The sequence below is a fragment of the Pseudomonas sp. NPDC089758 genome (assembly GCF_044748705.1).
Lineage (GTDB): Bacteria > Pseudomonadota > Gammaproteobacteria > Pseudomonadales > Pseudomonadaceae > Aquipseudomonas > Aquipseudomonas putida_X.
In genome coordinates this window covers 13,802-36,820 of record NZ_JBIVGN010000017.1, presented here as the reverse complement: position 1 = coordinate 36,820, position 23,019 = coordinate 13,802, and the positions used below count along the sequence as shown (strand labels likewise).

At 58.3% G+C, this 23,019-nt stretch carries 21 protein-coding genes and 1 pseudogene; 4 read left to right on the top strand and 18 right to left on the bottom strand.

What is annotated here, in order from left to right:
• The 15 genes and pseudogenes from atpA to rpmH form a co-directional block, all read right to left on the bottom strand.
• Nucleotides 1-1,150, bottom strand: a pseudogene (atpA, locus tag ACIPZH_RS20860) (F0F1 ATP synthase subunit alpha); the annotation flags it as partial.
• Between the two features lie 21 nt (nt 1,151-1,171).
• Nucleotides 1,172-1,708: a F0F1 ATP synthase subunit delta gene (locus ACIPZH_RS20855; RefSeq protein ID WP_039605254.1), complete on the bottom strand. Its 537-nt coding sequence runs from the start codon at nt 1,706-1,708 to the stop codon at nt 1,172-1,174.
• A 12-nt stretch (nt 1,709-1,720) separates the two neighbouring features.
• The gene (locus ACIPZH_RS20850; protein WP_003260032.1) at nt 1,721-2,191 is read right to left on the bottom strand and encodes a F0F1 ATP synthase subunit B; all 471 of its coding nucleotides are present in this window, start codon (nt 2,189-2,191) and stop codon (nt 1,721-1,723) included.
• Nucleotides 2,192-2,247: 56 nt separating this feature from the next.
• The gene (gene atpE, locus ACIPZH_RS20845) at nt 2,248-2,505 is read right to left on the bottom strand and encodes a F0F1 ATP synthase subunit C (RefSeq protein ID WP_003097235.1); all 258 of its coding nucleotides are present in this window, start codon (nt 2,503-2,505) and stop codon (nt 2,248-2,250) included.
• Nucleotides 2,506-2,649: 144 nt separating this feature from the next.
• Nucleotides 2,650-3,519, bottom strand: coding sequence for a F0F1 ATP synthase subunit A (gene atpB / locus ACIPZH_RS20840; RefSeq protein ID WP_241806857.1), 870 nt, complete (start codon nt 3,517-3,519; stop codon nt 2,650-2,652).
• A 16-nt stretch (nt 3,520-3,535) separates the two neighbouring features.
• Complete coding sequence (locus ACIPZH_RS20835; protein WP_241806858.1) at nt 3,536-3,943, bottom strand: F0F1 ATP synthase subunit I; 408 nt, start codon at nt 3,941-3,943, stop codon at nt 3,536-3,538.
• 148 nt (nt 3,944-4,091) lie between these two features.
• Nucleotides 4,092-4,964, bottom strand: coding sequence for a ParB/RepB/Spo0J family partition protein (locus ACIPZH_RS20830; RefSeq protein ID WP_241806859.1), 873 nt, complete (start codon nt 4,962-4,964; stop codon nt 4,092-4,094).
• A 9-nt stretch (nt 4,965-4,973) separates the two neighbouring features.
• Entirely contained in the window at nt 4,974-5,765 is a 792-nt protein-coding gene (locus tag ACIPZH_RS20825; protein WP_012316952.1) for a ParA family protein, read from the bottom strand.
• 18 nt (nt 5,766-5,783) lie between these two features.
• Nucleotides 5,784-6,434, bottom strand: coding sequence for a 16S rRNA (guanine(527)-N(7))-methyltransferase RsmG (rsmG, locus tag ACIPZH_RS20820; protein ID WP_241806860.1), 651 nt, complete (start codon nt 6,432-6,434; stop codon nt 5,784-5,786).
• Complete coding sequence (gene mnmG, locus ACIPZH_RS20815; protein ID WP_400637654.1) at nt 6,431-8,323, bottom strand: tRNA uridine-5-carboxymethylaminomethyl(34) synthesis enzyme MnmG; 1,893 nt, start codon at nt 8,321-8,323, stop codon at nt 6,431-6,433. The genes rsmG and mnmG overlap by 4 nt, the downstream gene beginning before the upstream one ends.
• A gap of 517 nt (nt 8,324-8,840) precedes the next feature.
• Nucleotides 8,841-10,211 carry a tRNA uridine-5-carboxymethylaminomethyl(34) synthesis GTPase MnmE gene (mnmE, locus tag ACIPZH_RS20810; protein WP_400637653.1) on the bottom strand — a complete coding sequence of 457 codons (1,371 nt, stop codon included), beginning with the start codon at nt 10,209-10,211 and terminating at the stop codon, nt 8,841-8,843.
• 86 nt (nt 10,212-10,297) lie between these two features.
• Nucleotides 10,298-11,980 (bottom strand): membrane protein insertase YidC, encoded by a 1,683-nt coding sequence (gene yidC / locus ACIPZH_RS20805; protein WP_400637651.1) that lies wholly within the window; start codon nt 11,978-11,980, stop codon nt 10,298-10,300.
• Nucleotides 11,981-11,982: 2 nt separating this feature from the next.
• The gene (gene yidD, locus ACIPZH_RS20800; RefSeq protein WP_241806864.1) at nt 11,983-12,228 is read right to left on the bottom strand and encodes a membrane protein insertion efficiency factor YidD; all 246 of its coding nucleotides are present in this window, start codon (nt 12,226-12,228) and stop codon (nt 11,983-11,985) included.
• Nucleotides 12,221-12,625 carry a ribonuclease P protein component gene (rnpA, locus tag ACIPZH_RS20795; RefSeq protein WP_080516507.1) on the bottom strand — a complete coding sequence of 135 codons (405 nt, stop codon included), beginning with the start codon at nt 12,623-12,625 and terminating at the stop codon, nt 12,221-12,223. The genes yidD and rnpA overlap by 8 nt, the downstream gene beginning before the upstream one ends.
• A gap of 13 nt (nt 12,626-12,638) precedes the next feature.
• Complete coding sequence (rpmH, locus tag ACIPZH_RS20790; RefSeq protein WP_003253163.1) at nt 12,639-12,773, bottom strand: 50S ribosomal protein L34; 135 nt, start codon at nt 12,771-12,773, stop codon at nt 12,639-12,641.
• Between the two features lie 582 nt (nt 12,774-13,355).
• Here rpmH and dnaA point away from each other — a divergent pair.
• Genes dnaA through gyrB form a run of 4 tightly spaced genes read left to right on the top strand, consistent with a single transcriptional unit; the run spans nt 13,356 to nt 19,579 of the window.
• A complete protein-coding gene (dnaA, locus tag ACIPZH_RS20785; RefSeq protein ID WP_241806865.1) occupies nt 13,356-14,891 on the top strand; it encodes a chromosomal replication initiator protein DnaA in 1,536 nt (511 codons plus the stop codon).
• Between the two features lie 40 nt (nt 14,892-14,931).
• Entirely contained in the window at nt 14,932-16,035 is a 1,104-nt protein-coding gene (gene dnaN / locus ACIPZH_RS20780) for a DNA polymerase III subunit beta (protein ID WP_400637649.1), read from the top strand.
• A 15-nt stretch (nt 16,036-16,050) separates the two neighbouring features.
• Nucleotides 16,051-17,154 carry a DNA replication/repair protein RecF gene (gene recF, locus ACIPZH_RS20775; protein ID WP_400624054.1) on the top strand — a complete coding sequence of 368 codons (1,104 nt, stop codon included), beginning with the start codon at nt 16,051-16,053 and terminating at the stop codon, nt 17,152-17,154.
• A gap of 4 nt (nt 17,155-17,158) precedes the next feature.
• Nucleotides 17,159-19,579, top strand: coding sequence for a DNA topoisomerase (ATP-hydrolyzing) subunit B (gene gyrB, locus ACIPZH_RS20770; protein ID WP_241806868.1), 2,421 nt, complete (start codon nt 17,159-17,161; stop codon nt 19,577-19,579).
• Nucleotides 19,580-19,634: 55 nt separating this feature from the next.
• Here gyrB and ACIPZH_RS20765 read toward each other — a convergent pair whose 3' ends face one another.
• The 3 genes from ACIPZH_RS20765 to ACIPZH_RS20755 all read right to left on the bottom strand — a co-directional run bounded on the left by ACIPZH_RS20765 (nt 19,635) and on the right by ACIPZH_RS20755 (nt 22,859).
• Complete coding sequence (locus ACIPZH_RS20765) at nt 19,635-20,912, bottom strand: DUF2254 domain-containing protein (RefSeq protein ID WP_400637647.1); 1,278 nt, start codon at nt 20,910-20,912, stop codon at nt 19,635-19,637.
• 115 nt (nt 20,913-21,027) lie between these two features.
• Nucleotides 21,028-21,420: an RcnB family protein gene (locus ACIPZH_RS20760; RefSeq protein ID WP_400637645.1), complete on the bottom strand. Its 393-nt coding sequence runs from the start codon at nt 21,418-21,420 to the stop codon at nt 21,028-21,030.
• A 134-nt stretch (nt 21,421-21,554) separates the two neighbouring features.
• Nucleotides 21,555-22,859, bottom strand: coding sequence for a sigma-54 interaction domain-containing protein (locus tag ACIPZH_RS20755; RefSeq protein ID WP_400637643.1), 1,305 nt, complete (start codon nt 22,857-22,859; stop codon nt 21,555-21,557).
• Nucleotides 22,860-23,019 lie beyond the last annotated feature (160 nt).

Below are 23,019 nucleotides of genomic sequence, written 5' to 3'. Positions count from 1 at the left end.
TCTGATCGGCACCACCTACGCGGGATACCTAAACACCGGGGTTCAGTGCAGGGCGGTTGCCCTAGTTGAACTTGGCCGATTCCAGGAAGATCTGACCGTCGGTGATGGAAATCACGTTGGTCGGAACGAACGCGGAAACGTCGCCAGCCTGGGTTTCGATGATCGGCAGCGCGGTCAGGGAACCGGTTTTGCCAGTTACAGCACCGTTGGTGAACTTCTCGACGTACTCTTCCGAAACGCGCGATGCACGCTCCAGCAGACGGGAGTGGAGATAGAACACGTCGCCTGGGTACGCTTCACGTCCTGGTGGACGGCGCAGCAGCAGGGAGATCTGACGGTAGGCAACAGCCTGCTTGGACAGGTCATCGTAAACGATCAGTGCGTCTTCGCCGCGGTCACGGAAGAACTCGCCCATGGTGCAACCGGCGTATGGCGCCAGGAATTGCAGTGCGGCGGATTCCGAAGCACTGGCAACCACCACGATGGTGTTGGCCAGGGCGCCGTTTTCTTCCAGCTTGCGAACGATGTTGGCAACGGTGGAACGCTTCTGGCCGACAGCAACATAAACGCAGAAAATACCGGAGTCTTTCTGGTTGATGATGGCGTCGATGGCCATGGCGGTCTTACCGATCTGACGGTCACCGATGATCAGCTCACGCTGGCCACGGCCGACCGGGATCATGGCGTCGACGGACTTGTAGCCAGTCTGTACAGGCTGGTCTACCGACTTACGCCAGATCACGCCTGGAGCCACTTTCTCGACCGCGTCGGTCTCGGTGTTGCCCAGAGGACCTTTGCCGTCGATCGGGTTGCCCAGTGCGTCGACGACGCGACCCAGCAGTTCCTTACCAACCGGAACTTCCAGGATGCGGCCGGTGCACTTGGCGCTCATGCCTTCGGCGAGGGTGTCATAGGCACCCAGGACCACTGCACCTACGGAGTCTTGCTCCAGGTTCAGGGCCATACCGTAGACGCCGCCAGGGAACTCGATCATTTCGCCGTACATGACGTCGGCCAGACCGTGGATCCGCACGATACCGTCGGAAACCGAAACGACGGTACCTTCGTTACGGGCTTGGGAGCTCACATCGAGGTTGTCGATGCGGCCCTTGATGATTTCACTAATTTCGGAAGGATTGAGTTGCTGCATTGCTCTGCTGCCCCTTCAAACTCAAGATTTCAAGGCTTCGGCCAGTTTCGCGATTTTGCCGCGAACAGAGCCATCGATTACCAGGTCACCAGCGCGGATGACGACGCCACCAATCAGGCTGGCATCCTCCGACGCGTGCAGGCGCACTTCCTGGCCTAACCGTGCACTGAGAACCTTGGCGAGTTTGTCTTGCTGTTCTTGGTTCAACGCAAAAGCACTGGTGACTTCCACGTCCACGGATTTCTCTTGCTCGGCCTTGTACAGGTCGAACAGAGCTGCAATCTCCGGCAGAAGCAGGAGACGGTCGTTTTCCGCGGCAACACGAATGAAATTCTGTGCCTGTGCATTGAACTTGTCACCGCACACGTCAATGAACGTGGCGGCCTTTTCTGCGCTCGTCAGTCGCGGGGCCTTGAGCAGGCGCTGCATGGTGTCGTCTTGCGACACCGCAGCAGCCAGGCCGAGCATGGCTGACCAATTGGCCAGTTGCTGATGGGCCTGGGCATGCTCGAAGGCAGCCTTAGCGTAAGGTCGGGCCAACGTGGTCAGTTCTGCCATGATCGCCCTCGCTTAAATTTCAGCGGCCAGTTTGTTAACCAGCTCCGCATGCGCGTTTTGATCGATTGTGGCGCCAAGGATCTTTTCAGCACCGCCAACGGCCAGGGCACCCACTTGGGCACGCAGGGCGTCTTTGGCACTGTTCAGTTCCTGCTCGATCTCGGCCAGAGCCTGAGCCTTCACACGGTCAGCTTCGACGCGGGCCTGGTCACGGGCTTCCTCGACAAGCTGAGCAGCGCGTTTCTTGCTTTGCTCAATGATTTCGGCTGCCTGTGCTTTAGCTTCACGCAGTTGCTGACCCGCTTTCTCTTGGGCCAGCTCCAGGTCGCGAGCTGCGCGGTTGGCAGCGTCCAAGCCGTCGGCAATCTTCTTTTGACGCTCTTGCAGAGCAGTGATGACCGGAGGCCATACATACTTCATGCAGAAGAGTACAAAAATCAGGAAAGCAACGGATTGGCCAATCAGGGTTGCATTAATGTTCACGCCAACACCTCGCTCGGTCTTAATTCATACAGCCATCAACTCGTGAATACGAGTGATTAGCCGGCGATCTGACCAACGAACGGATTCGCGAAGGTGAAGAACAGAGCGATACCAACACCGATCATGGTTACGGCGTCGAGCAGACCGGCAACGATGAACATTTTGACCTGCAGCATCGGAACCATCTCAGGCTGACGAGCAGCACCTTCCAGGAATTTGCCGCCCAGCAGGCCGAAACCAATGGCGGTACCCAGAGCACCCAGGCCGATCAGCAGAGCAACAGCGATAGCGGTCAGACCAACTACAGTTTCCATCTTTCCTCCCGACTTTTACGTCGTATTGGTTAGGTTTTTAGTTTGAAGCGGTAAAACAAATCGTTTGGAACAGCTGCCCTTGCGGACTTTTAAAGCCCTCCCCCCAAACGAGCGGGGGAAGGCTATCAGACACGCCAGGCGGTCTTAATGGTTATCTTCGTGAGCCATCGACAGGTAGACGATGGTGAGCATCATGAAGATGAAAGCTTGCAGGGTGATGATCAGGATGTGGAACACAGCCCACGCCCACTGCAGCACCACACCCAGGCCGCTCAGCCACAGCAGGCCGGAGCCGAACATCACGGCGATCAGGATGAACACCAGCTCACCGGCGTACATGTTGCCGAACAGTCGCAGCGCCAGCGAGATCGGCTTGGCGATCAGGGTGACGAATTCGAGCAGGAAGTTGACCGGAATCAGCAGGATCTGCACGAAGATGTTCTTGCTGCCGAACGGGTGCAGGGTCAGCTCACCGATGAAGCCGCCCAGGCCCTTGACCTTGATGCTGTAGAAGATGATCAGGGCGAACACGCAGAAGGCCATGGCCAGCGTCGCGTTCGGGTCGGTGGTCGACACGGCGCGGAACGGGATGTGCGGATCACCGGAGATCATGATGGCCAGCTGAGGAATCCAGTCGACCGGTACCAGGTCGACGGCGTTCATCAGGAATACCCAGACGAAGATGGTCAGTGCCAGCGGCGCAATCACCGGGCTGCGGCCGTGGAAGGAGTCCTTCACGCTGCCGTTGACGAAATCGACCATCACTTCGACGAAGTTCTGCAGACCGCCAGGCTGGCCGGAGGTCGCCTTCTTCGCCGCCATGCGGAAGATGAACAGGAAGATCAGACCCAGCGCGACGGACCAACCCAGGGTGTCCAGGTGGAACGCCCAGAAGCCCATTGCCTTGGCTTCTGCAGCCGAATGGGCGAAGCCCCAGCTGCCGTCTGGTAGTTGACCGTAGGTCAGGTTCTGCAAGTGGTGCTGGATATAGCCCGAAGCGGTTTCTGCTGCCATGGTTGCCTCAAACGCCCTAAGGTCTCGAAAGTCTTTTATTCATCAGCAGGGGCGCAAACCAGCTGACCAAAAGGGTCAACACGAAGACGCCGAAGACTGCTAACGGCGCCAGTGGCTTCACTCCTGCGAAGGTCAGTGCGAATAGCACTGCCGTCAAAATCATCTTGCCGGCCTCGCCTGCGTAAAACGACTTGACGATGGCCTGCGCCGCCCGGGCTCCGCTAAAGCGAAAAGCCTTCCAGGCGAAATACATATTGGGTAGCCAGGCAATCAAACCTCCGCAGAGACCTGAATATCCACTGACTGCCCCTTTCCACTGCCACAACACCAATGTTGCCAGCAGAAGCACTACACATTGAGCCAGCAGTACCGGAAAAACCGCCCAGCGATGGAAAGGCAGGCGGTTTGGCGTGCGTATTTCCATCACAACTGCTCCTCGAAGTCGACCAACAAGTCAGTAACGACTTGGCATAAATTGTGCCGACAAAATGCGCGCAGAGTATAGGGGTGGATTAACCCCTATTCAACTCTTGGGTAGTGATTTCCGACTGCGCGCTACAACTGGAATTGTTTCAGCGGATGTGAGCAAGGACGCCCTGCAACTCGTCAAGCGAGTTATAGCGAATAACCAACTGGCCTTTTCCCTTGTTTCCGTGACGAATCTGCACCGGGGAGCCCAGGCGCTCTGCAAGCCGCTGTTCAAGGCGCTCGATATCCGGATCAGGTTTGCTCGGCTCTACCGGGTCAGGTTTGCCGTTGAGCCACTGGCGCACCAGTGCCTCAGTTTGGCGCACAGTGAGCCCGCGTGCGACAACATGACGCGCCCCCTCTTCCTGGCGATCTTGCTCAAGACCGAGCAGCGCACGTGCGTGCCCCATCTCCAGATCACCATGCGCAAGCATGGTCTTGATCGCTTCAGGCAGCGAGATCAGGCGCAGCAGGTTGGCCACGGTCACCCGCGACTTGCCGACGGCATCGGCCACCTGCTGCTGGGTCAGCTCGAACTCCTGTTGCAGGCGTTGCAGGGCCAGGGCCTCTTCCAACGGGTTGAGGTCCTCTCGCTGGATGTTCTCGATGAGGGCCATGGCGATGGCAGCTTCATCAGGCACTTCGCGCACCATCGCCGGGATGGTGTCCAGGCCGGCCTGCTGCGTGGCGCGCCAGCGGCGCTCACCCGCGATGATCTCGTAGCGGTTGCCCTCGATCGGGCGCACCACGATGGGCTGCATCACGCCGTGCGTGCGAATCGAGTGCGCCAGTTCTTCCAGCGCCTGCGGATCCATGTCACGACGCGGCTGGTATTTACCGCGCTGGATCAACTCGACCGGCAGGTGTTGCAGTTCTTTCTGGTCGATCTTGACAGCCTGCTCTTCGAGCGCGCTGACGGAAGGACCACTGAGCAGTGCATCCAACCCACGTCCGAGACCTCGTTTCTTAACGGCCATGCGGATTCCTTAAGTTGTTTGTGCAGTGCGTGATTGACGGCGTTGACGGCGAACCAGTTCACCGGCCAGGGCCAGATAGGCCAGTGCGCCACGCGATTGCTTGTCGTAGGCCAGCGCCGGCATGCCAAAACTCGGTGCCTCGGCCAAGCGGATGTTGCGCGGAATGACGGTATCGTAAAGCTGCTCGCCGAAGTGCTCCTTGAGCTGCGCCGATACATCGTTGTTCAGGCTCAGACGCGGGTCGTACATGGTACGCAGCAACCCTTCGATCTTCAGCTCGGGGTTCAGACGGGCAGCGATACGCTTGATGTTATCCACAAGATCGCTGAGGCCTTCCAGTGCGTAATACTCACACTGCATGGGGATGATCACGCCATCGGAGGCGACCAGGGCATTGAGCGTCAGCATCGACAGCGACGGGGGGCAATCGATGAGGATGAAGTCGTAATTCTCGCGGATCGGCGCCAAGGCATTGCGCAGGCGGCTCTCCTTGACCTGCATTTCCAGCAGCACCACCTCCGCGGCAGTCAGGTCGCGGTTGGCCGGCAGCAATTGGAAGCCACCATGCTCGGAGTAGTGCATGGCCTGGGCAAGGTCGCATTCCCCGATCAGCAGGTCGTAGACCGAGTGTTCGAGTTCGTGTTTGTCCACACCGCTGCCCATGGTGGCGTTGCCCTGCGGATCGAGGTCGATCAGCAGCACACGACGCTTGGTCGCAGCCAGCGATGCGGCGAGATTGATACAGGTGGTGGTTTTACCCACTCCACCTTTCTGGTTCGCGATTGCGAATACCTTAGCCATTGTTGCGTGTGTTCCCAGTCATGCCTTGCGGCGCAGTATCAGCAGATGGCGCTGGCCCTGGCAACCTGGAACGGTCAGGGCCTGCTCGCTTTCCACTGTGAAGTCTGCGGGCAATGCTACCAGTTCATCGGCAGGATGCAGCCCCTTCATTGCAAGCCATTGCGTCCCGGTGTCGCCCAAGTGGCGGGTCCAGTTGGTGAAGTTCTCCATGCTGCTGAAGGCGCGAGAGATGATACCGCTGAACGGCTGTGCTGGCTGGAAGGCCTCGACCCGGCTGTGGATAACCGTCAGGTTGTCCAGTTTCAGCTCCATCTTCACCTGGGTGAGGAAGCGGGTTTTCTTGCCATTGGCGTCCAGCACCGTTACGCGTTTGTGCGGATGCAGGATAGCCAATGGAATCCCTGGCATGCCACCGCCGCTGCCGACATCAAGCCAGGTATCGCGATCACTGTGGATAAAACCCATGACGCTGAGGCTGTCCAGCAGATGCCGCGAAACCATCTCGTCAGGGTCGCGTACGGCGGTCAGGTTGTAGGCTTTGTTCCATTTGATCAACAGGGCCAGGTAGCCAAGCAGCCGTTCGTGCTGTTCGGCGCTCAGCTCGACACCAAGCTGGCGTGCACCTGTGGACAACTCTTCAGCGTGTTGCGGGGTGACCAGGGAACTCAAGCGCTTTGCTCCAATTCGCGGCCAGCGCCGCGTTTTTTCAGATGAATCAACAACAGGGAAATGGCCGCTGGTGTCACGCCAGGAATGCGCGAAGCCTGGCCGAGCGTCTGCGGACGAGTCTGGCCGAGCTTGCCCTGGATTTCCTTGGACAGCCCGGAAATCGAGGTGTAGTCGATATCCACAGGCAGGCGGGTGTCCTCGCTGGCGCGCAGGCGAGCGATCTCGTCCTGTTGGCGATCGATGTAACCGGCGTATTTGGTCTTGATTTCGACCTGTTCGGCAACCTGTGGATCGATTTGTTCGCCGCCGGTCGCTTCGATCAGCCCAGCGTAATCCACCTCTGGTCGCGCAAGCAGGTTGAGCAGGCTGTATTCGTGGCTCAGCGGAGTACCGAACTTATCCACAACGGCCTGGCCCTGTGGGGTATTCGGACGGACCCAGGTCGTTTTCAAGCGTTGTTCCTCACGCTCGATGTCATCACGCTTGGCACAGAACGCAGCCCAGCGCTCGTCGTCGATCAAGCCAAGCTCACGGCCTTTCTCGGTCAGGCGCAGGTCGGCGTTGTCTTCTCGCAGGATCAGGCGGTATTCGGCCCGCGAGGTGAACATGCGGTACGGCTCTTGGGTACCCAGGGTAATCAGGTCGTCGACCAGCACCCCGATGTAGGCCTCGTCACGGCGCGGGCACCAGCTTTCGCGGCCCTGCGCGCGCAGCGCGGCATTGGTACCGGCCAACAGGCCCTGGGCGCCGGCTTCTTCGTAACCAGTGGTGCCGTTGATCTGGCCAGCGAAGAACAGGCCGCCGATCACCTTGGTTTCGAGGCTGTACTTGAGATCACGCGGGTCGAAGTAGTCGTACTCGATGGCGTAGCCCGGGCGCACGATGTGCGCGTTTTCCATGCCGCGAATCGAGCGCACCAGCTCCAGCTGCACGTCGAACGGCAGAGAAGTGGAGATACCGTTGGGGTAAAGCTCGTGGGTGTTCAGCCCTTCCGGCTCGATGAACACCTGATGGCTTTCCTTGTCGGCAAAGCGATGGATCTTGTCCTCGATCGACGGGCAGTAACGTGGGCCGACACCTTCGATGACACCCGAGTACATCGGCGAACGGTCGAGGTTCGAAGCGATGATTTCGTGGGTCCGCGCATTGGTATGGGTAATCCAGCAGCTGACCTGACGTGGGTGCATCGCGGCATTGCCCATGAACGACATGACCGGGATTGGTGTGTCACCCGGCTGCTCGGTCATCACCGAAAAGTCCACCGAACGACCATCGATGCGCGGAGGCGTGCCGGTTTTCAGTCGACCGACGCGCAGCGGTAGTTCACGCATGCGGTGGGCCAAGGCGATCGAAGGTGGATCACCAGCGCGGCCGCCCGAATGATTCTGCAGGCCGATGTGGATAAGGCCACCCAGGAAAGTACCGGTAGTGAGCACCACGGAATCGGCGAAGAACCGCACGCCCATTTGCGTAACCACGCCTTTGACCTGGTCTTGCTCGACGATCAGGTCGTCACAGGACTGCTGGAATATCCACAGATTCGGCTGGTTTTCCAGGATTTCGCGAACCACAGCCTTGTAGATGGCGCGGTCGGCCTGTGCACGCGTGGCGCGAACAGCCGGGCCCTTGCGGTTGTTCAACACGCGGAACTGAATGCCGCTCTTGTCAGTGGCCAGTGCCATGGCACCGCCGAGCGCATCGATCTCTTTGACCAGATGGCTTTTGCCAATGCCACCGATGGCTGGGTTGCAGCTCATGTGACCGAGGGTTTCCACGTTATGGGTCAGCAGCAGGGTTTTTACACCCATGCGTGCAGACGCAAGCGCAGCCTCGGTACCGGCATGGCCGCCGCCGATGACGATCACTTCAAAACGGGAAGGGAAATCCACCACGCACCTCGTGCCTGTTTTTGCGAATAGAGAAGGTAAGCGGACAAGTATAGGGACTTCACCCCCCCTAAAGAAACCTTTTGCGCAAATTTTGACCAGGCTGTGGATGAATGGCTGATAACAGAAACTAGAGAGAAGAAATTTAAAAAAGCTTTGTTTTTATGTTTATTCTTATGCACGCACCTATCTGTGGATAACGTTATGCAGGCCCCTAGATTCGCTGTGTAGAGAAAAATTGAACCCTGTGGCTGAAGTACCATGAGGGCTATGGATAAGCCGATTTAGCCTGTGGATGAAATGCCTATTTACCCACAGGGCAGATTGTCCTCAGAAAAAAAGAAGGGTTATCAACGGAGCTGAAGACGACTTTTCCACAGGGCTCATGCGTGTGTTTTTCAGGCTGTTGATTAAAAATCTGCATCTCCCATCCGTGTCCCTAAGGCCCGGTGATCAAATTTCGGGCAAAAAAAAAGCCGCTCCAGGGAGAGCGGCCTCATGAAAAGGTGTGGTTGAAAAGCTACTTACCGATGCAGAAACTCGAGAAGATCCGCCCCAGCAGGTCATCCGAACTGAACGCGCCCGTGATCTCACCCAGTGCATGCTGTGCCTGGCGCAGGTCCTCAGCCAACAACTCACCGGCCCCGGCCAAGGTCAACTGCGCACGACCGTGCTCCAGGTGAGCACTGGCTTGGCGCAGGGCATCGAGGTGGCGCCGGCGTGCGCTGAAGCCGCTCTCTGCAGTCTGTTCATAACCCATGCAGGCTTTCAGGTGGTCGCGTAGCAGCTGCAGGCCGTGATCGGAACCTTTGGCGCTCAGGGTGATGGTTACATGACCGTCATCGCACTGCTCCAGCCCTACAGGTTCGCCACTGAGATCGGCTTTGTTACGAATCAGTGTGACCTTGCCCGGATCAGGCCGTTGATCAAGAAACTCCGGCCACAAGGCGAACGGATCACTGGCCTCAGGGGCGGTGGAGTCGACCACCAGCAACACCCTATCGGCCTCCCCTATGGCCTTGAGCGCGCGCTCGACGCCAATCTTTTCCACATGGTCGTCGGTAGTGCGCAAACCGGCCGTATCGACGACGTGCAGCGGCATGCCATCGATGTGGATATGTTCACGCAGGATATCCCGCGTGGTACCCGCGATGTCGGTGACGATTGCCGCTTCACGACCGGCCAGTTGATTCAACAGGCTCGATTTACCTGCATTGGGCCTGCCGGCGATCACCACCGTCATGCCGTCACGAAGCAGCGCACCCTGCCCCGCCTCACGCTGCACTGTGGACAACACTCCACGCACTGCGTCGAGCATCGACAGGACGTGGCCATCTGCAAGGAAGTCGATCTCTTCCTCCGGGAAGTCGATCGCTGCCTCGACATAGATCCGCAGCGCGATCAGTGCTTCAGTCAAGCTATGCACACGTTTGGAGAATTCGCCTTGCAGCGATCGCAGGGCGTTGCGTGCTGCCTGGCTGGAACTGGCTTCGATCAGGTCGGCAATCGCTTCGGCCTGTGCCAGGTCGAGCTTATCGTTGAGGAACGCCCGCTCACTGAACTCACCCGGCCGCGCCAAGCGGCAACCCGCCTGCACACAGCGTTGCAAGAGCATGTCCAGAACCACCGGGCCACCATGCCCCTGCAACTCGAGTACGTCCTCACCGGTGAACGAGTTGGGGCCGGGGAAGAACAGCGCAATGCCTTCATCCAGTACCAGCCCTTCCTGGTCGCGGAATGGCCCGTAGTGGGCATGGCGCGGCGTCAGTGTGCGGCCGGTGATGAGCTGGCCAGCCTTGCCCGCCAGTGGGCCGGACAGCCTGACGATGCCCACCCCTCCGCGTCCTTGTGCGGTTGCGATGGCAGCGATGGTTTCACGCACAGTGTTCATGCTCGAAAGCCTCTACGACAAAAACGACAGATAGCAAAAACGCCCCCGAGGGGGCGTTTTTATTCACAGGCTAGCGCAGTAGCCCGTCAAGCAGCAGCTTTTTTGGTGGCTGCCTCAATACGGCGGGTGATGTACCACTGCTGCGAAATCGACAGGCAGTTGTTCACAACCCAGTACAGCACCAGGCCAGCTGGGAACCACAGGAAGAAGAAGGTGAAGATGATCGGCATCATTTTCATCACCTTGGCCTGCATTGGATCCGGCGGCGTCGGGTTCAGGCGCTGCTGGATGAACATGGTCGCGCCCATGATGATCGGCAGGATGAAGAACGGGTCCTTGATCGACAGGTCAGTGATCCACAGCATCCAAGGCGCCTGGCGCATCTCGACGCTTTCCAGCAACACCCAGTACAGGGCCAGGAACACCGGCATCTGTACCAGGATCGGCAAGCATCCGCCCAGCGGGTTGATCTTCTCTTTCTTGTAGAGCTCCATCATCGCCTGGGACATCTTCTGGCGATCGTCACCGAAGCGTTCCTTCAGTGCGGCAAGCTTCGGCGCCACGGCACGCATGCGCGCCATCGAACGGTAGCTGGCGGCCGACAGTGGGAAGAACAAGCCTTTGATGAGCATGGTCAGCACAATGATCGACCAGCCCCAGTTACCCAGCAGGCTGTGGATATGTTGCAGCAACCAGAAGATCGGCTGGGCGATGAACCACAGGAAGCCGTAATCGACAGTCAGTTCCAGGCCTGGGGACAGTTCCTTGAGCTTGGACTGGATCTTCGGGCCGGCGTACAGCATGGCGCTGGTTTCGACCTTGCCGCCAGCAGGTACGCTGATGGCCGGGCCGGTATAACCGATGATGTAGTTGCCCTGGCTGTCTTTGCGGGTCTGGACGACGTTGTTGTCCGACTTGGCAGGGATCCAGGCAGTCACGAAGTAGTGCTGCAGCCAGGCAACCCAGCCACCAGACACATTTTCTTTCAAACTACCTTTGTCGATATCCTTCATCGACACTTTCTTGTACGGCTCGCTAGCTGTCCACAGGGCAGCACCCAGGTAGGTGGCGGTACCGGTGGCGGTGCTCGAGGACGGATCACCACTGGCGTCACGCTTGAGCTGGGCAAACATGTTGCCGCTCCAGGCCTGGCCGCTCTGGTTGTCGATCAGGTAGCTGACGGTCAGGTCGTACTCACCGCGTTTGAAGCTGAAGCGCTTGATGTAGTTCACACCGTTGTCGCTGAACTTCAGGTCGACTACCAATTGTTGCTGGCCATCAGCCAGTTGGTAGGCCTTCTGCTCGGCGGCGTACAGTGGACGGCCGGTGCTGCGGGCATCCGGACCATTGGTACCGGTCAAGCCGCTTTGGGCCAGGTACAGGCGCTCACCGCCGTTGTCGAACAGCTGGAACGGAATGTCCGGATGGTCCTGGCGGCGTGGGTACTTCGGCAGGTTCAGCTGGACGATGTCACCGCCGACTGGATCGATAGCCAGTTCCAGGACATCGGTCTTGACCCGGATCAGATCCTTGCTGAGTGCAACGGGTGCCAGTTCGGCAGCGTTCGACTCGGCGTTTGCGCTCGGTACATCGGCGCTGGCGCCGTTGTTAGCGGCCGGTACGCCATCGGGCAGGCCCGGAGCAACGGTGCTGGCAGCAGTATTCTGAGTCGGCAAGGCAGCCTGGCCGTAGTCATCGTTCCACTTCAGGACCATGACGTAGGACACGATTGCCAGGGCGGCGATCAGGATCGTGCGTTTAATATCCATGATTACTCGGCTATCGAAGAAGTTCGGGAGGAAGGAGCGGGGGGAACGGGATCGAAACCGCCGTCGTTCCACGGATGACAACGCCCCAGGCGACGAACGGTCAGCCACCCGCCACGCAAGACGCCATGGGTTTCAATGGCTTCTAACGCATAACAGGAGCAACTGGGGTAAAAACGACAGTGGCTGGCCATCAGAGGACTGATGGCATAACGGTAAAACTGGATCGGAACGAGTACCAGTTTACGCATCTTGACTGTCTACCCCTGCGGAATCGGCGTTAGCCGCTGGAGTGGGCCGGCTGCGCGCCAGGCGTTTCCAGAGCTTGCCAAAGTGTTGGTGCAATTCCGGGTTTTCTATCTCACCCAATCCCTTGCGCGCGACGATCACTATGTCCAGGCCAGCGAGCATTTGCTGGTGCAGACGAAAGGAATCGCGCATCAAGCGCTTGAGGCGATTGCGTTGAACGGCAAGCTTGACGCTCTTCTTGCCGATCACCAAGCCAAGGCGTGGATGATCGAGACCGTTCTCGCGAGCAAGGATCAGCAGGTTTTTCCCTGGAACCTTGCCGGTTGGGGAGTCGAAGACCGCTTTGAAATGCCGGGGTGTAAGCAGTCGCTTTTCCCGACTGAAGTCCTGACTCACCACCTTTGCCGAAAGATCAAATGGCCAGACGCTTACGGCCTTTGGCACGACGACGCGACAGAACAGCACGGCCGTTCTTGGTAGCCATACGGGCACGGAAGCCGTGGGTGCGAGCGCGCTTGATGGTGCTTGGTTGGAAAGTACGTTTCATGGCGTGTTACCTGGTTTGTCGACAACGGGCCGGAATGGCCCCCTTTTTAAGAGATCGGCGATTCTAGAGAAAGCAAGCCAATAGGTCAATTTCCAACCAGCCTTTCCTTATGGAAGGTGCTTTGAGCAATCGGGTGGGCGATGCCGGGTCGGTAAGCCAAACGGATGACAAAAGTAAAAAAAAGAAGAGACATATAAAAAGCTTTTCTGAATAACTTATAGATCTTAGGTGGATAAAGATCTGTGGATAACCTTCTGAAGGCCCGTGATCACGCGTCATCCAGCGTCCTGAAACGTTGTCCACAACCCGTGCTGCGCTTGTGCCACGCCTGAGCACAGCCTGTGGATGAAAAGTCATGTTATGCACAGGCGACTTATCAACAGATTTCAGGCCAGGGTTGTGCATAGCCCTCAGGGTGGGTTATCCACAGAGCTTATTCACAGTCCCTGCGTGGCTTTTTGGTCGCTAAATGGCTGTTTTGCCATGGATCATAATGTTTCCACATGTGGATAACTGATCGCTTGACCGGTACAATGGCCGTTTGTTTTAGCCTCATCCGGCTTTCAAACTCAGGGGATATCCGTGTCAGTGGAACTTTGGCAGCAGTGCGTGGAGCTTCTGCGCGATGAACTGCCTGCCCAGCAATTCAACACCTGGATCCGTCCGCTACAGGTCGAAGCCGAAGGCGACGAGTTGCGCGTGTATGCGCCTAACCGTTTCGTTCTCGATTGGGTGAATGAAAAGTACCTCGGCCGTCTGCTCGAACTGTTGGGTGAAAACGGTAGCGGCATCGCGCCTGCCCTTTCCTTATTAATAGGCAGCCGTCGCAGCTCCGCACCTCGGGCCGCGCCTAACGCCCCGGTCAGCGCTGCAGTGGCTGCATCCCTTGCGCAGACCCACGCGCAACCAGCAGCCGCGCCGGTCATGGCTGTTGCTGACCCGGTCTCGGTGCCTTCGGCGGAGCCTGCGCAGGCCTCGGATATGGCCGAGGCGCCTTCGCGGGACAGCTATGATTCGATGGCCGACAGCGCTCCGGCACCTGTCGCACCAGGTCGTACCGAACAGCGCAACGTTCAGGTGGAGGGTGCGCTCAAGCACACCAGCTATCTGAACCGTACGTTCACCTTCGAAACCTTTGTAGAGGGTAAGTCCAACCAATTGGCCCGGGCCGCCGCCTGGCAGGTTGCCGACAACCCGAAGCATGGCTACAACCCACTGTTCCTTTACGGTGGTGTGGGCCTGGGTAAAACCCACTTGATGCATGCTGTGGGTAACCACCTGCTGAAAAAGAACCCGAATGCCAAGGTGGTGTACCTGCATTCCGAGCGCTTCGTCGCGGACATGGTCAAGGCGTTGCAGCTCAACGCGATCAACGAATTCAAGCGCTTCTACCGTTCGGTCGATGCGTTGCTGATCGACGATATCCAGTTCTTCGCCCGTAAGGAGCGTTCTCAGGAAGAGTTTTTCCACACCTTCAACGCCTTGCTGGAGGGTGGTCAGCAGGTGATTCTCACCAGCGACCGCTATCCGAAGGAAATCGAAGGTCTGGAGGAGCGGTTGAAGTCGCGTTTCGGCTGGGGCCTCACAGTGGCTGTCGAGCCGCCGGAGCTCGAGACCCGCGTGGCGATCCTGATGAAAAAGGCCGACCAGGCCAAAGTCGAGCTGCCGCACGATGCCGCGTTCTTCATCGCTCAGCGTATTCGCTCCAACGTGCGTGAGCTTGAGGGGGCACTGAAGCGTGTCATCGCTCACTCGCACTTCATGGGCCGCGACATCACCATCGAGCTGATTCGCGAGTCGCTGAAGGACCTGCTGGCGCTGCAAGACAAACTGGTGAGTGTGGATAACATTCAGCGCACCGTGGCCGAGTACTACAAGATCAAGATCTCCGATCTGTTGTCCAAGCGCCGTTCGCGCTCGGTAGCGCGCCCGCGTCAGGTGGCCATGGCGTTGTCCAAAGAGCTGACCAACCACAGTCTGCCAGAGATCGGCGACATGTTTGGCGGTCGTGACCACACCACGGTGCTGCACGCTTGCCGCAAGATCAACGAACTGAAGGAATCCGACGCGGACATCCGCGAGGACTACAAGAACCTCCTGCGCACGCTCACCACCTGATGGCCGCCAGCGCAGCTAATTGAAGGCAAGGGACTAGACCATGCATTTCACCATTCAACGCGAAGCCCTGTTGAAACCCCTGCAACTGGTCGCCGGTGTCGTCGAGCGCCGTCAGACCTTGCCGGTCCTGTCCAACGTACTGCTGGTCGTGCAAGGCCAGCAACTGTCGTTGACGGGTACCGATCTGGAAGTCGAACTGGTAGGCCGCGTACAACTGGAAGAGCCGGCCGAGCCAGGCGAAATCACTGTCCCGGCGCGCAAGCTGATGGACATCTGCAAAAGCCTGCCGAACGACGTGCTGATCGATATCAAGGTCGATCAACAGAAGTTGTTGGTCAAGGCCGGCCGTAGCCGTTTCACCCTGTCGACCCTGCCTGCCAACGACTTCCCCACCGTGGAAGAAGGCCCAGGTTCGCTGACCTGCAACCTTGAACAGAGCAAACTGCGTCGCTTGATCGAGCGCACCAGCTTTGCCATGGCTCAGCAGGATGTACGTTACTACCTCAACGGTATGCTGCTTGAAGTGTCGCGCAATACCCTGCGTGCCGTGTCTACCGATGGCCACCGCCTTGCACTGTGCTCCATGAGCGCAGCCATCGAGCAGGATGAGCGGCATCAGGTCATCGTGCCACGCAAAGGTATCCTCGAACTGGCGCGCCTGCTCACCGACCCCGAAGGCATGGTCAGCATTGTCCTGGGCCAGCACCACATCCGTGCGAACACAGGCGAGTTCACCTTCACTTCCAAGCTGGTCGATGGCAAGTTCCCGGACTATGAGCGTGTACTGCCCAAGGGTGGTGACAAGCTGGTCATTGGCGATCGACAGGCCTTGCGCGAAGCGTTCAGCCGTACCGCGATTCTTTCCAACGAGAAGTACCGTGGTATCCGTCTGCAGTTGGCTGCCGGGCAGTTGAAAATACAGGCGAACAACCCGGAACAGGAAGAGGCGGAAGAAGAGATCAGCGTCGACTATGACGGTGCATCGCTGGAGATCGGCTTCAACGTCAGTTACCTGCTGGACGTCTTGGGTGTGATGACAACCGAACAGGTTCGCCTGATTCTCTCCGATTCCAATAGCAGTGCTCTGCTGCAAGAAGCAGGCAATGACGACTCGTCTTATGTTGTCATGCCAATGCGCCTGTAACCTGTAGCAGGCCAGATGTCCCTTCGACGTATCATGGTCACCGCGGTGCGCAACCTGCACCCGGTGACCCTCTCACCCTCCCCCCGCATCAATATCCTCTACGGCGCAAACGGCAGCGGCAAGACCAGTGTGCTTGAAGCGGTGCATTTGCTCGGCTTGGCCAGGTCGTTCCGCAGTACCCGACTGAACCCGGTCATTCAGTACGAGCAGTCAGCGTGTACGGTTTTTGGCGAAGTGCAGTCAGGCCAAGGCGGCATCAGCAACCTGGGTGTGTCGCGCGAGCGCGGGGGCGATTTCACTATCCGTATTGATGGGCAGAATGCCAAGAGCGCTGCGCAGCTCGCAGAATTGCTGCCCCTGCAGCTCATCAACCCAGACAGTTTCAGGTTGCTTGAAGGCGCACCGAAGATCCGCCGCCAGTTTCTCGATTGGGGAGTGTTCCACGTGGAACCTCGCTTCATGCCAGCGTGGCAGCGTCTGCAGAAGGCGTTGCGGCAGCGGAACTCATGGTTGCGGCATGGTACACTTGACCCAGCTTCGCAAGCCGCCTGGGACCGGGAATTGTGCCTGGCCAGCGCGGAAATAGATGAATACCGTCGCAACTATATCAAGGCCTTGAAGCCCGTCTTCGAGCAAACCCTGAGCGAACTGGTCGAGCTGGACGGGTTGACCCTTAGCTACTACCGAGGCTGGGACAAGGACCGGGAACTCAACGAAGTACTCGCCTCTTCTCTCCTTCGCGATCAGCAGATGGGCCATACCCAGGCCGGCCCGCAGCGTGCTGATCTGCGCCTTCGTCTGGCTGCCAATAATGCAGCCGACATCCTGTCGCGTGGTCAGCAAAAGTTGGTGGTCTGTGCTCTGCGCATTGCTCAAGGCCATCTCGTTAGTCAGGCTCGCCGCGGCCACTGTATTTATCTCGTGGATGACTTGCCGTCCGAGTTGGACGACCAGCATCGCCGTGCACTGTGCCGCTTGCTAGAAGAATTACGCTGCCAGGTGTTCATCACCTGTGTAGATCAAGAATTACTGAGGGAAGGCTGGCAGACGGAAACGCCAGTCGCTTTGTTCCACGTGGAACAAGGCCGTATCACCCAGACCCACGACCATCGGGAGTGAAGGCATGAGCGAAAATCAAACGTACGACTCCTCAAGCATCAAGGTGCTGAAAGGTTTGGATGCCGTGCGCAAGCGTCCCGGCATGTACATTGGCGACACCGATGACGGTAGCGGCCTGCACCACATGGTCTTCGAAGTGGTCGACAACTCGATCGACGAAGCCCTCGCCGGGCACTGCGATGACATTACCGTCATTATCCACCCGGACGAATCGATTAGTGTGCGCGACAACGGTCGCGGCATTCCGGTCGACGTGCATAAAGAAGAAGGCGTCTCCGCAGCCGAGGTCATCATGACCGTGCTGCACGCCGGCGGTAAATTTGATGATAACTCCTACAAGGTTTCCGGCGGTCTGCACGGCGTAGGTGTTTCAGTCGTAAACGCCCTGTCTGAAAAACTGGTGCTAACCGTTCGCCGTAGCGGCAAGATCTGGGAACAGACCTACGTTCATGGCGTTCCACAGGCGCCGATGGCCGTTGTGGGCGAAAGCGAAACTACCGGCACCCACATTCATTTCAAGCCTTCGGCTGAGACCTTCAAGAACATTCACTTCAGCTGGGATATCCTGGCCAAGCGTATTCGTGAGTTGTCGTTCCTGAACTCTGGTGTTGGCATCCTGCTGAAAGACGAGCGCTCGGGCAAAGAAGAGTTCTTCAAATATGAAGGCGGCCTGCGTGCATTCGTTGAATACCTGAACACCAACAAGACGCCGGTCAACTCCCAGGTGTTCCATTTCAACGTCCAACGTGACGATGGCGTAGGTGTTGAAGTCGCCCTGCAGTGGAACGACAGCTTCAACGAAAACCTGCTGTGCTTCACCAACAACATTCCACAGCGCGATGGCGGTACCCACCTGGTTGGTTTCCGCTCCTCCCTGACCCGTAGCCTTAACAACTACATCGAGCAGGAAGGCCTGGCCAAGAAGAACAAGGTTTCCACCACCGGTGACGACGCTCGTGAAGGCCTGACTGCGATTATTTCGGTCAAGGTGCCGGATCCGAAGTTCAGCTCCCAGACCAAGGACAAGCTGGTCTCCTCGGAGGTGAAAACCGCCGTGGAACAGGAAATGAACAAGTACTTCGCCGACTTCCTGTTGGAGAACCCCAACGAAGCCAAAGCGGTCGTCGGCAAGATGATCGATGCTGCCCGTGCCCGTGAAGCGGCGCGCAAAGCGCGTGAAATGACTCGCCGTAAGGGCGCGCTGGATATCGCCGGATTGCCGGGCAAACTGGCGGACTGCCAAGAGAAGGACCCTGCCCTTTCCGAACTGTACCTGGTGGAGGGTGACTCCGCAGGTGGCTCGGCCAAACAAGGTCGTAACCGTCGTACCCAGGCGATCCTGCCGCTCAAGGGCAAGATTCTCAACGTCGAGAAAGCACGTTTCGACAAGATGATCTCCTCCCAGGAAGTGGGCACACTGATCACCGCGCTGGGCTGTGGCATCGGCCGTGAAGAGTACAACATCGACAAGCTGCGTTATCACAACATCATCATCATGACCGATGCTGACGTTGACGGTTCGCACATCCGTACCCTGCTGCTGACCTTCTTCTTCCGTCAGCTGCCAGAGCTGGTCGAGCGTGGCTACATCTACATTGCGCAGCCACCGCTGTACAAGGTGAAGAGAGGCAAGCAGGAGCAGTACATCAAGGACGACGAGGCCATGGAAGAATACATGACCCAGTCGGCCCTCGAAGATGCCAGCCTGCACCTGGATGAATCTGCGCCAGCCGTTTCCGGTGTTCAGCTGGAGGTTTTGGTCAACGAGTTCCGTAGTGTAATGAAGACGCTCAAGCGTTTGTCTCGCTTGTACCCGGAAGAGTTGACCGAGCACTTCATCTACCTGCCGGAAGTTACCCTTGAGCAATTGGGCGACCATGCCGTCATGGAGAACTGGTTGGCCAAACTGCAGGAGCGCCTGAGCAATAGCCAGAAGTCTGGCCTGGTATACAAGGCCACTCTGCGCGAGGACAAGGAGCGCAATGTGTGGCTGCCAGAAGTGGAAATCACCTCGCACGGCCTGGCCAGCTACATCACCTTCAACCGCGATTTCTTCGGCAGCAACGACTACCGCACGGTGGTCAACATAGGTTCCAAGTTGTCGAGCCTGCTGGGTGAAGGTGCTTATGTACAGCGTGGTGAGCGTCGCAAGGCGATCGTCGAGTTCAAGGAAGGCCTGGATTGGCTGATGAACGAGACCACCAAGCGTCACACCATCCAGCGATACAAAGGGCTGGGTGAGATGAACCCGGATCAGTTGTGGGAAACCACCATGGACCCAACTGTACGGCGCATGCTCAAGGTCACCATCGAAGACGCGATTGCCGCCGATCAGATCTTCAACACCTTGATGGGCGATGCGGTTGAGCCTCGCCGTGACTTCATCGAAAGCAACGCGCTGTCGGTTTCGAACCTGGACTTCTGATCAGGTTGTTCTCAACAAAAAGCCCGCGTAAGCGGGCTTTTTGCTTTGGGCGTGTTCAATCAAGCTTCCTGAGTTTCAGGTGAACCGCCCTCAGCTGATCTTTTTCATGCGCGAGTGTGAGTGAAGCATCTGCACGCATCACAAGCTGGTCGCCATGCCTGATGCAACTCTGTCCGAAAAGCGCGGGGTTTATCTGAGCCAGGCTGACCAGGGCCTTGAGCAATCGAAGGTCGACTTCTAGAAGGGCGGCGCCGTCTCTGCTGATAGGGGCAAAGAAATCGTCGAACAGATCATCCACCGTCAATGCTCGCAGGTGAACCCACTCGCAGCTTGTTCCCTGTTCCGGCTCGTAAACGTGGGCCTTGCCCCAGTGCGTCAGTGTCCTGAGGCCCCGGCCAATCACATCGATAGCGGTGCCCGGATCATTGACCGCCGGCGACAGCGCGCGGGACGCGATCTCCGATAGCACGCATAGCCCAAACCGGGGGTCATGCTCAAAGGTCCTTCGGTTGCCTATGGTCAACGTCGCCAGCAGGTCGTTGAGGCTTTGCTCATCAGGGTGTTCGCCACTCAATGGTACAACGCGAGCCACCGGCATACCGACGTGCACAAAACTCCCTGGGAGGACTTCCATATAAATCCGCACCTGGAGCGCTTTGGAAATGGCGCCCAAGGCTTGCACATCGATATGTTGGATGTAGCCCGTCTGGTTGCTGGCAATTATTTGCGCGGATAGCGGAAGTACAAGATCCATCGGGTACGCTGAGCCACCGAGGTAGGGCCAGCGAGCGCGATGTGCTATGGCATCCATCGCTGCTTTTTCCACACGGTCAATGGTTTCTCCGACCCGTCCCAGTTTGGAAAGGTGATCGATCCAGCGCAGCAGTGTGTAAATGATCAGCGTCACGACAGCTAGCGTCACCGCAAAAAGCACGACACGCCCCTGGCTGCCATAGAGGCCGGTACTCAGTGCGATGATGCCAACCAGGCTGAAGAGAAACGACCCGATGAATGTGGCCAGGGCGTTCTGGGTAGTGGTGTCCTCCATGACAAGGGTCGTGGCCCGAGGTGTCACTCCGCTACTGGCGGCCCCGTAAGCGGTGACCATCGTGCTCAATGAGAAGGTGGTCACAGCCAGCATGCTGGAGGCAATGATCCCGAGAATCTTGTCCACAGCATCTGCGCCGATGCGTGTTGGCAAGGTTTGCGGGATCAAATCTCTGAACACGATGGCAAGCAACGCAGTCGCTACACCCAGAAGGGAGAACAGCGTGGCTCTGAACCAGAGTCGCTTGGTAAGTTGTCCCGCTACCCAACGCCAACGCGCAATCATGTGCAGTACCTTCAAAAGACTGGTCGAATAGTTATCAGACTAGAGGTTTCAATCCAGAATCCGGCAAAAAACCCGCGCAAGCGGGTTTTTGTGGTGGGCTGTTGGTTTCTACGCCTTAGTAGCCGCTGAGGATGCTAACGATCACCCCGGAAGCAATGGCCACCAATACGTAGTCGCCGTTGACGTACAGCCAACGGTGATCGCGTGGCGGTGGGGATAGATGCCGGGCTCGCCAGTCGGTCACCCAGTAGCGGTCGTTGCGATAGTGCGGGTCTACCACATGGCCACGTTTCCATTGCTGGTGAGGTATCGGCATCCCCGGTTGTGGATGGAAGTCTGGATTACGGTAGGAGTGAGCCTGGCCGTTGCCGGGTTTGCCATGTTGTTGCGGGTGGCCCTGATGCGAGCGGTCGCCATCGTGCCCCTGAGGCGGGCCGGGTTGGGCGAAGCTGGCCAGTGGTGCGCTGAACATCAAGGCAGCGCAGAGCACGGATAGGGTTTTTTTCATCGTATCTCGATCCTTTGCATGTATACGTTCGGCGGGCTTCAACGAGACGCCGATTACGGTTAATGCTTCAGACCGTCTTTCGAGATGAGTAATCCCTGGCCAGAGGTAAAGGTCCGGTAAAGTATCGCTGGGCCTTAAGCCGGGTTCAGCCCCAGCGCTTTCAAGCGCCGATACAGCGTACGTTCACTCATACCCAGGTGGCGCGCCAGCGCGCTGCGGGGGCCCGGAAACTGTTCCAGCGCTTGCGCCAGATCACCCAGGTCGCTGCGAGCGCGCCTCTTTTTCTCACCGGATGCGATTGGCGGGCCGACATCTTCCGGCAGATGTTCGGGCCGTATCAGCCCGTCATCGGCAAACAGGCGCGCCCTTTCCAGGATATTGCGCAGCTCGCGGATATTGCCTGGGAACCTATGCAGGGCCAATTGCTGAAGAGCAGCGTCGCTAAGACTGGTGGCAGGTTTGCCTGCCATGCGTTGCAGCAGGCTCTGCGCAAGCAGCGGCAGATCCTCTACGCGTTCGCGCAAGGCGGGCAGGCGGATCGGAAAGCCACTGATACGGTAATACAGGTCTTCGCGGAACGTACCCTCTGCAACCATCTGCTTGAGGGGTTTGTGTGTTGCAGACACCAGGCGGAAATCCGCGTGCACGGTACGCAGGCTACCGACTGGGCGGAAACTGCCGGATTCGATCAGGCGCAGCAATTTGACCTGCATCGCCAGTGGCACCTCGCCAATCTCATCGAGGAACAGCGTGCCGCCATGGGCCGCTTCAGCCAGGCCGATCTTGCGCTGGTTGGCACCGGTAAAGGCTCCCTTCTCATAGCCGAACAGCTCGCTTTCAAACAGTGACTCGGTCAAACCGGTGCAGTCGACCACCACCAACGGGCCATTGGCCCGTGGGCTGCCCATATGGATCGCCCGGGCGAAAAGCTCTTTGCCTGTTCCGGATTCACCCTGCAGCAACACCGGGATCTGCGCGGGTGCCGCACGTTGCAGGCTGGCCAGCGCCGTTTTGAACGCTGGCGCCCGCCCGACCAAGCCCTGTTGTTGAGGTTGCGCCGAGGCCAGCGTGACCGTGGTCAGCCGTTCCACGAAGGCGACCACCCTGCCCTGCTCATCGAGGATCGGCCGCAGTTCCACATCCACATGCTCAGGCCCGCGCGGGGTGTGATGAATGTGCAGTACCCGTTCCGGCAGCTTGCTGTCCCAGGCCTTGCGCATGGGGCAATGCTCACCGGCCTGGTCGCAAGGCACGGCATAGTGATGGGAAACCCGGTGGCACTTCTCACCCAGTGGCGCACGGTCGTCACGGCCGAACTGGCGGCGATAGGCGGCATTGGCTGCGAGGATGTTGTAGTCGGTGTCCAGCACGATGGTAGGCAACGCATCGTGTTCGAGGTAGGAAACCAGAGCTAGGATGAGGGGATGGGATTCAGGCATGACGGCACCGATGGGCTAAGCCGTTGAGGGTAACAAGGACTGCCAAACACTGCCATTAGCTGACAGTCGACTGCCAGCGCAGCTGACAGACCGGCCTGCCTCGCGCCATCAGGGTTCGCATTTACGGGCGTCGGCATGGCCTGAACCCCTGGCATGCATC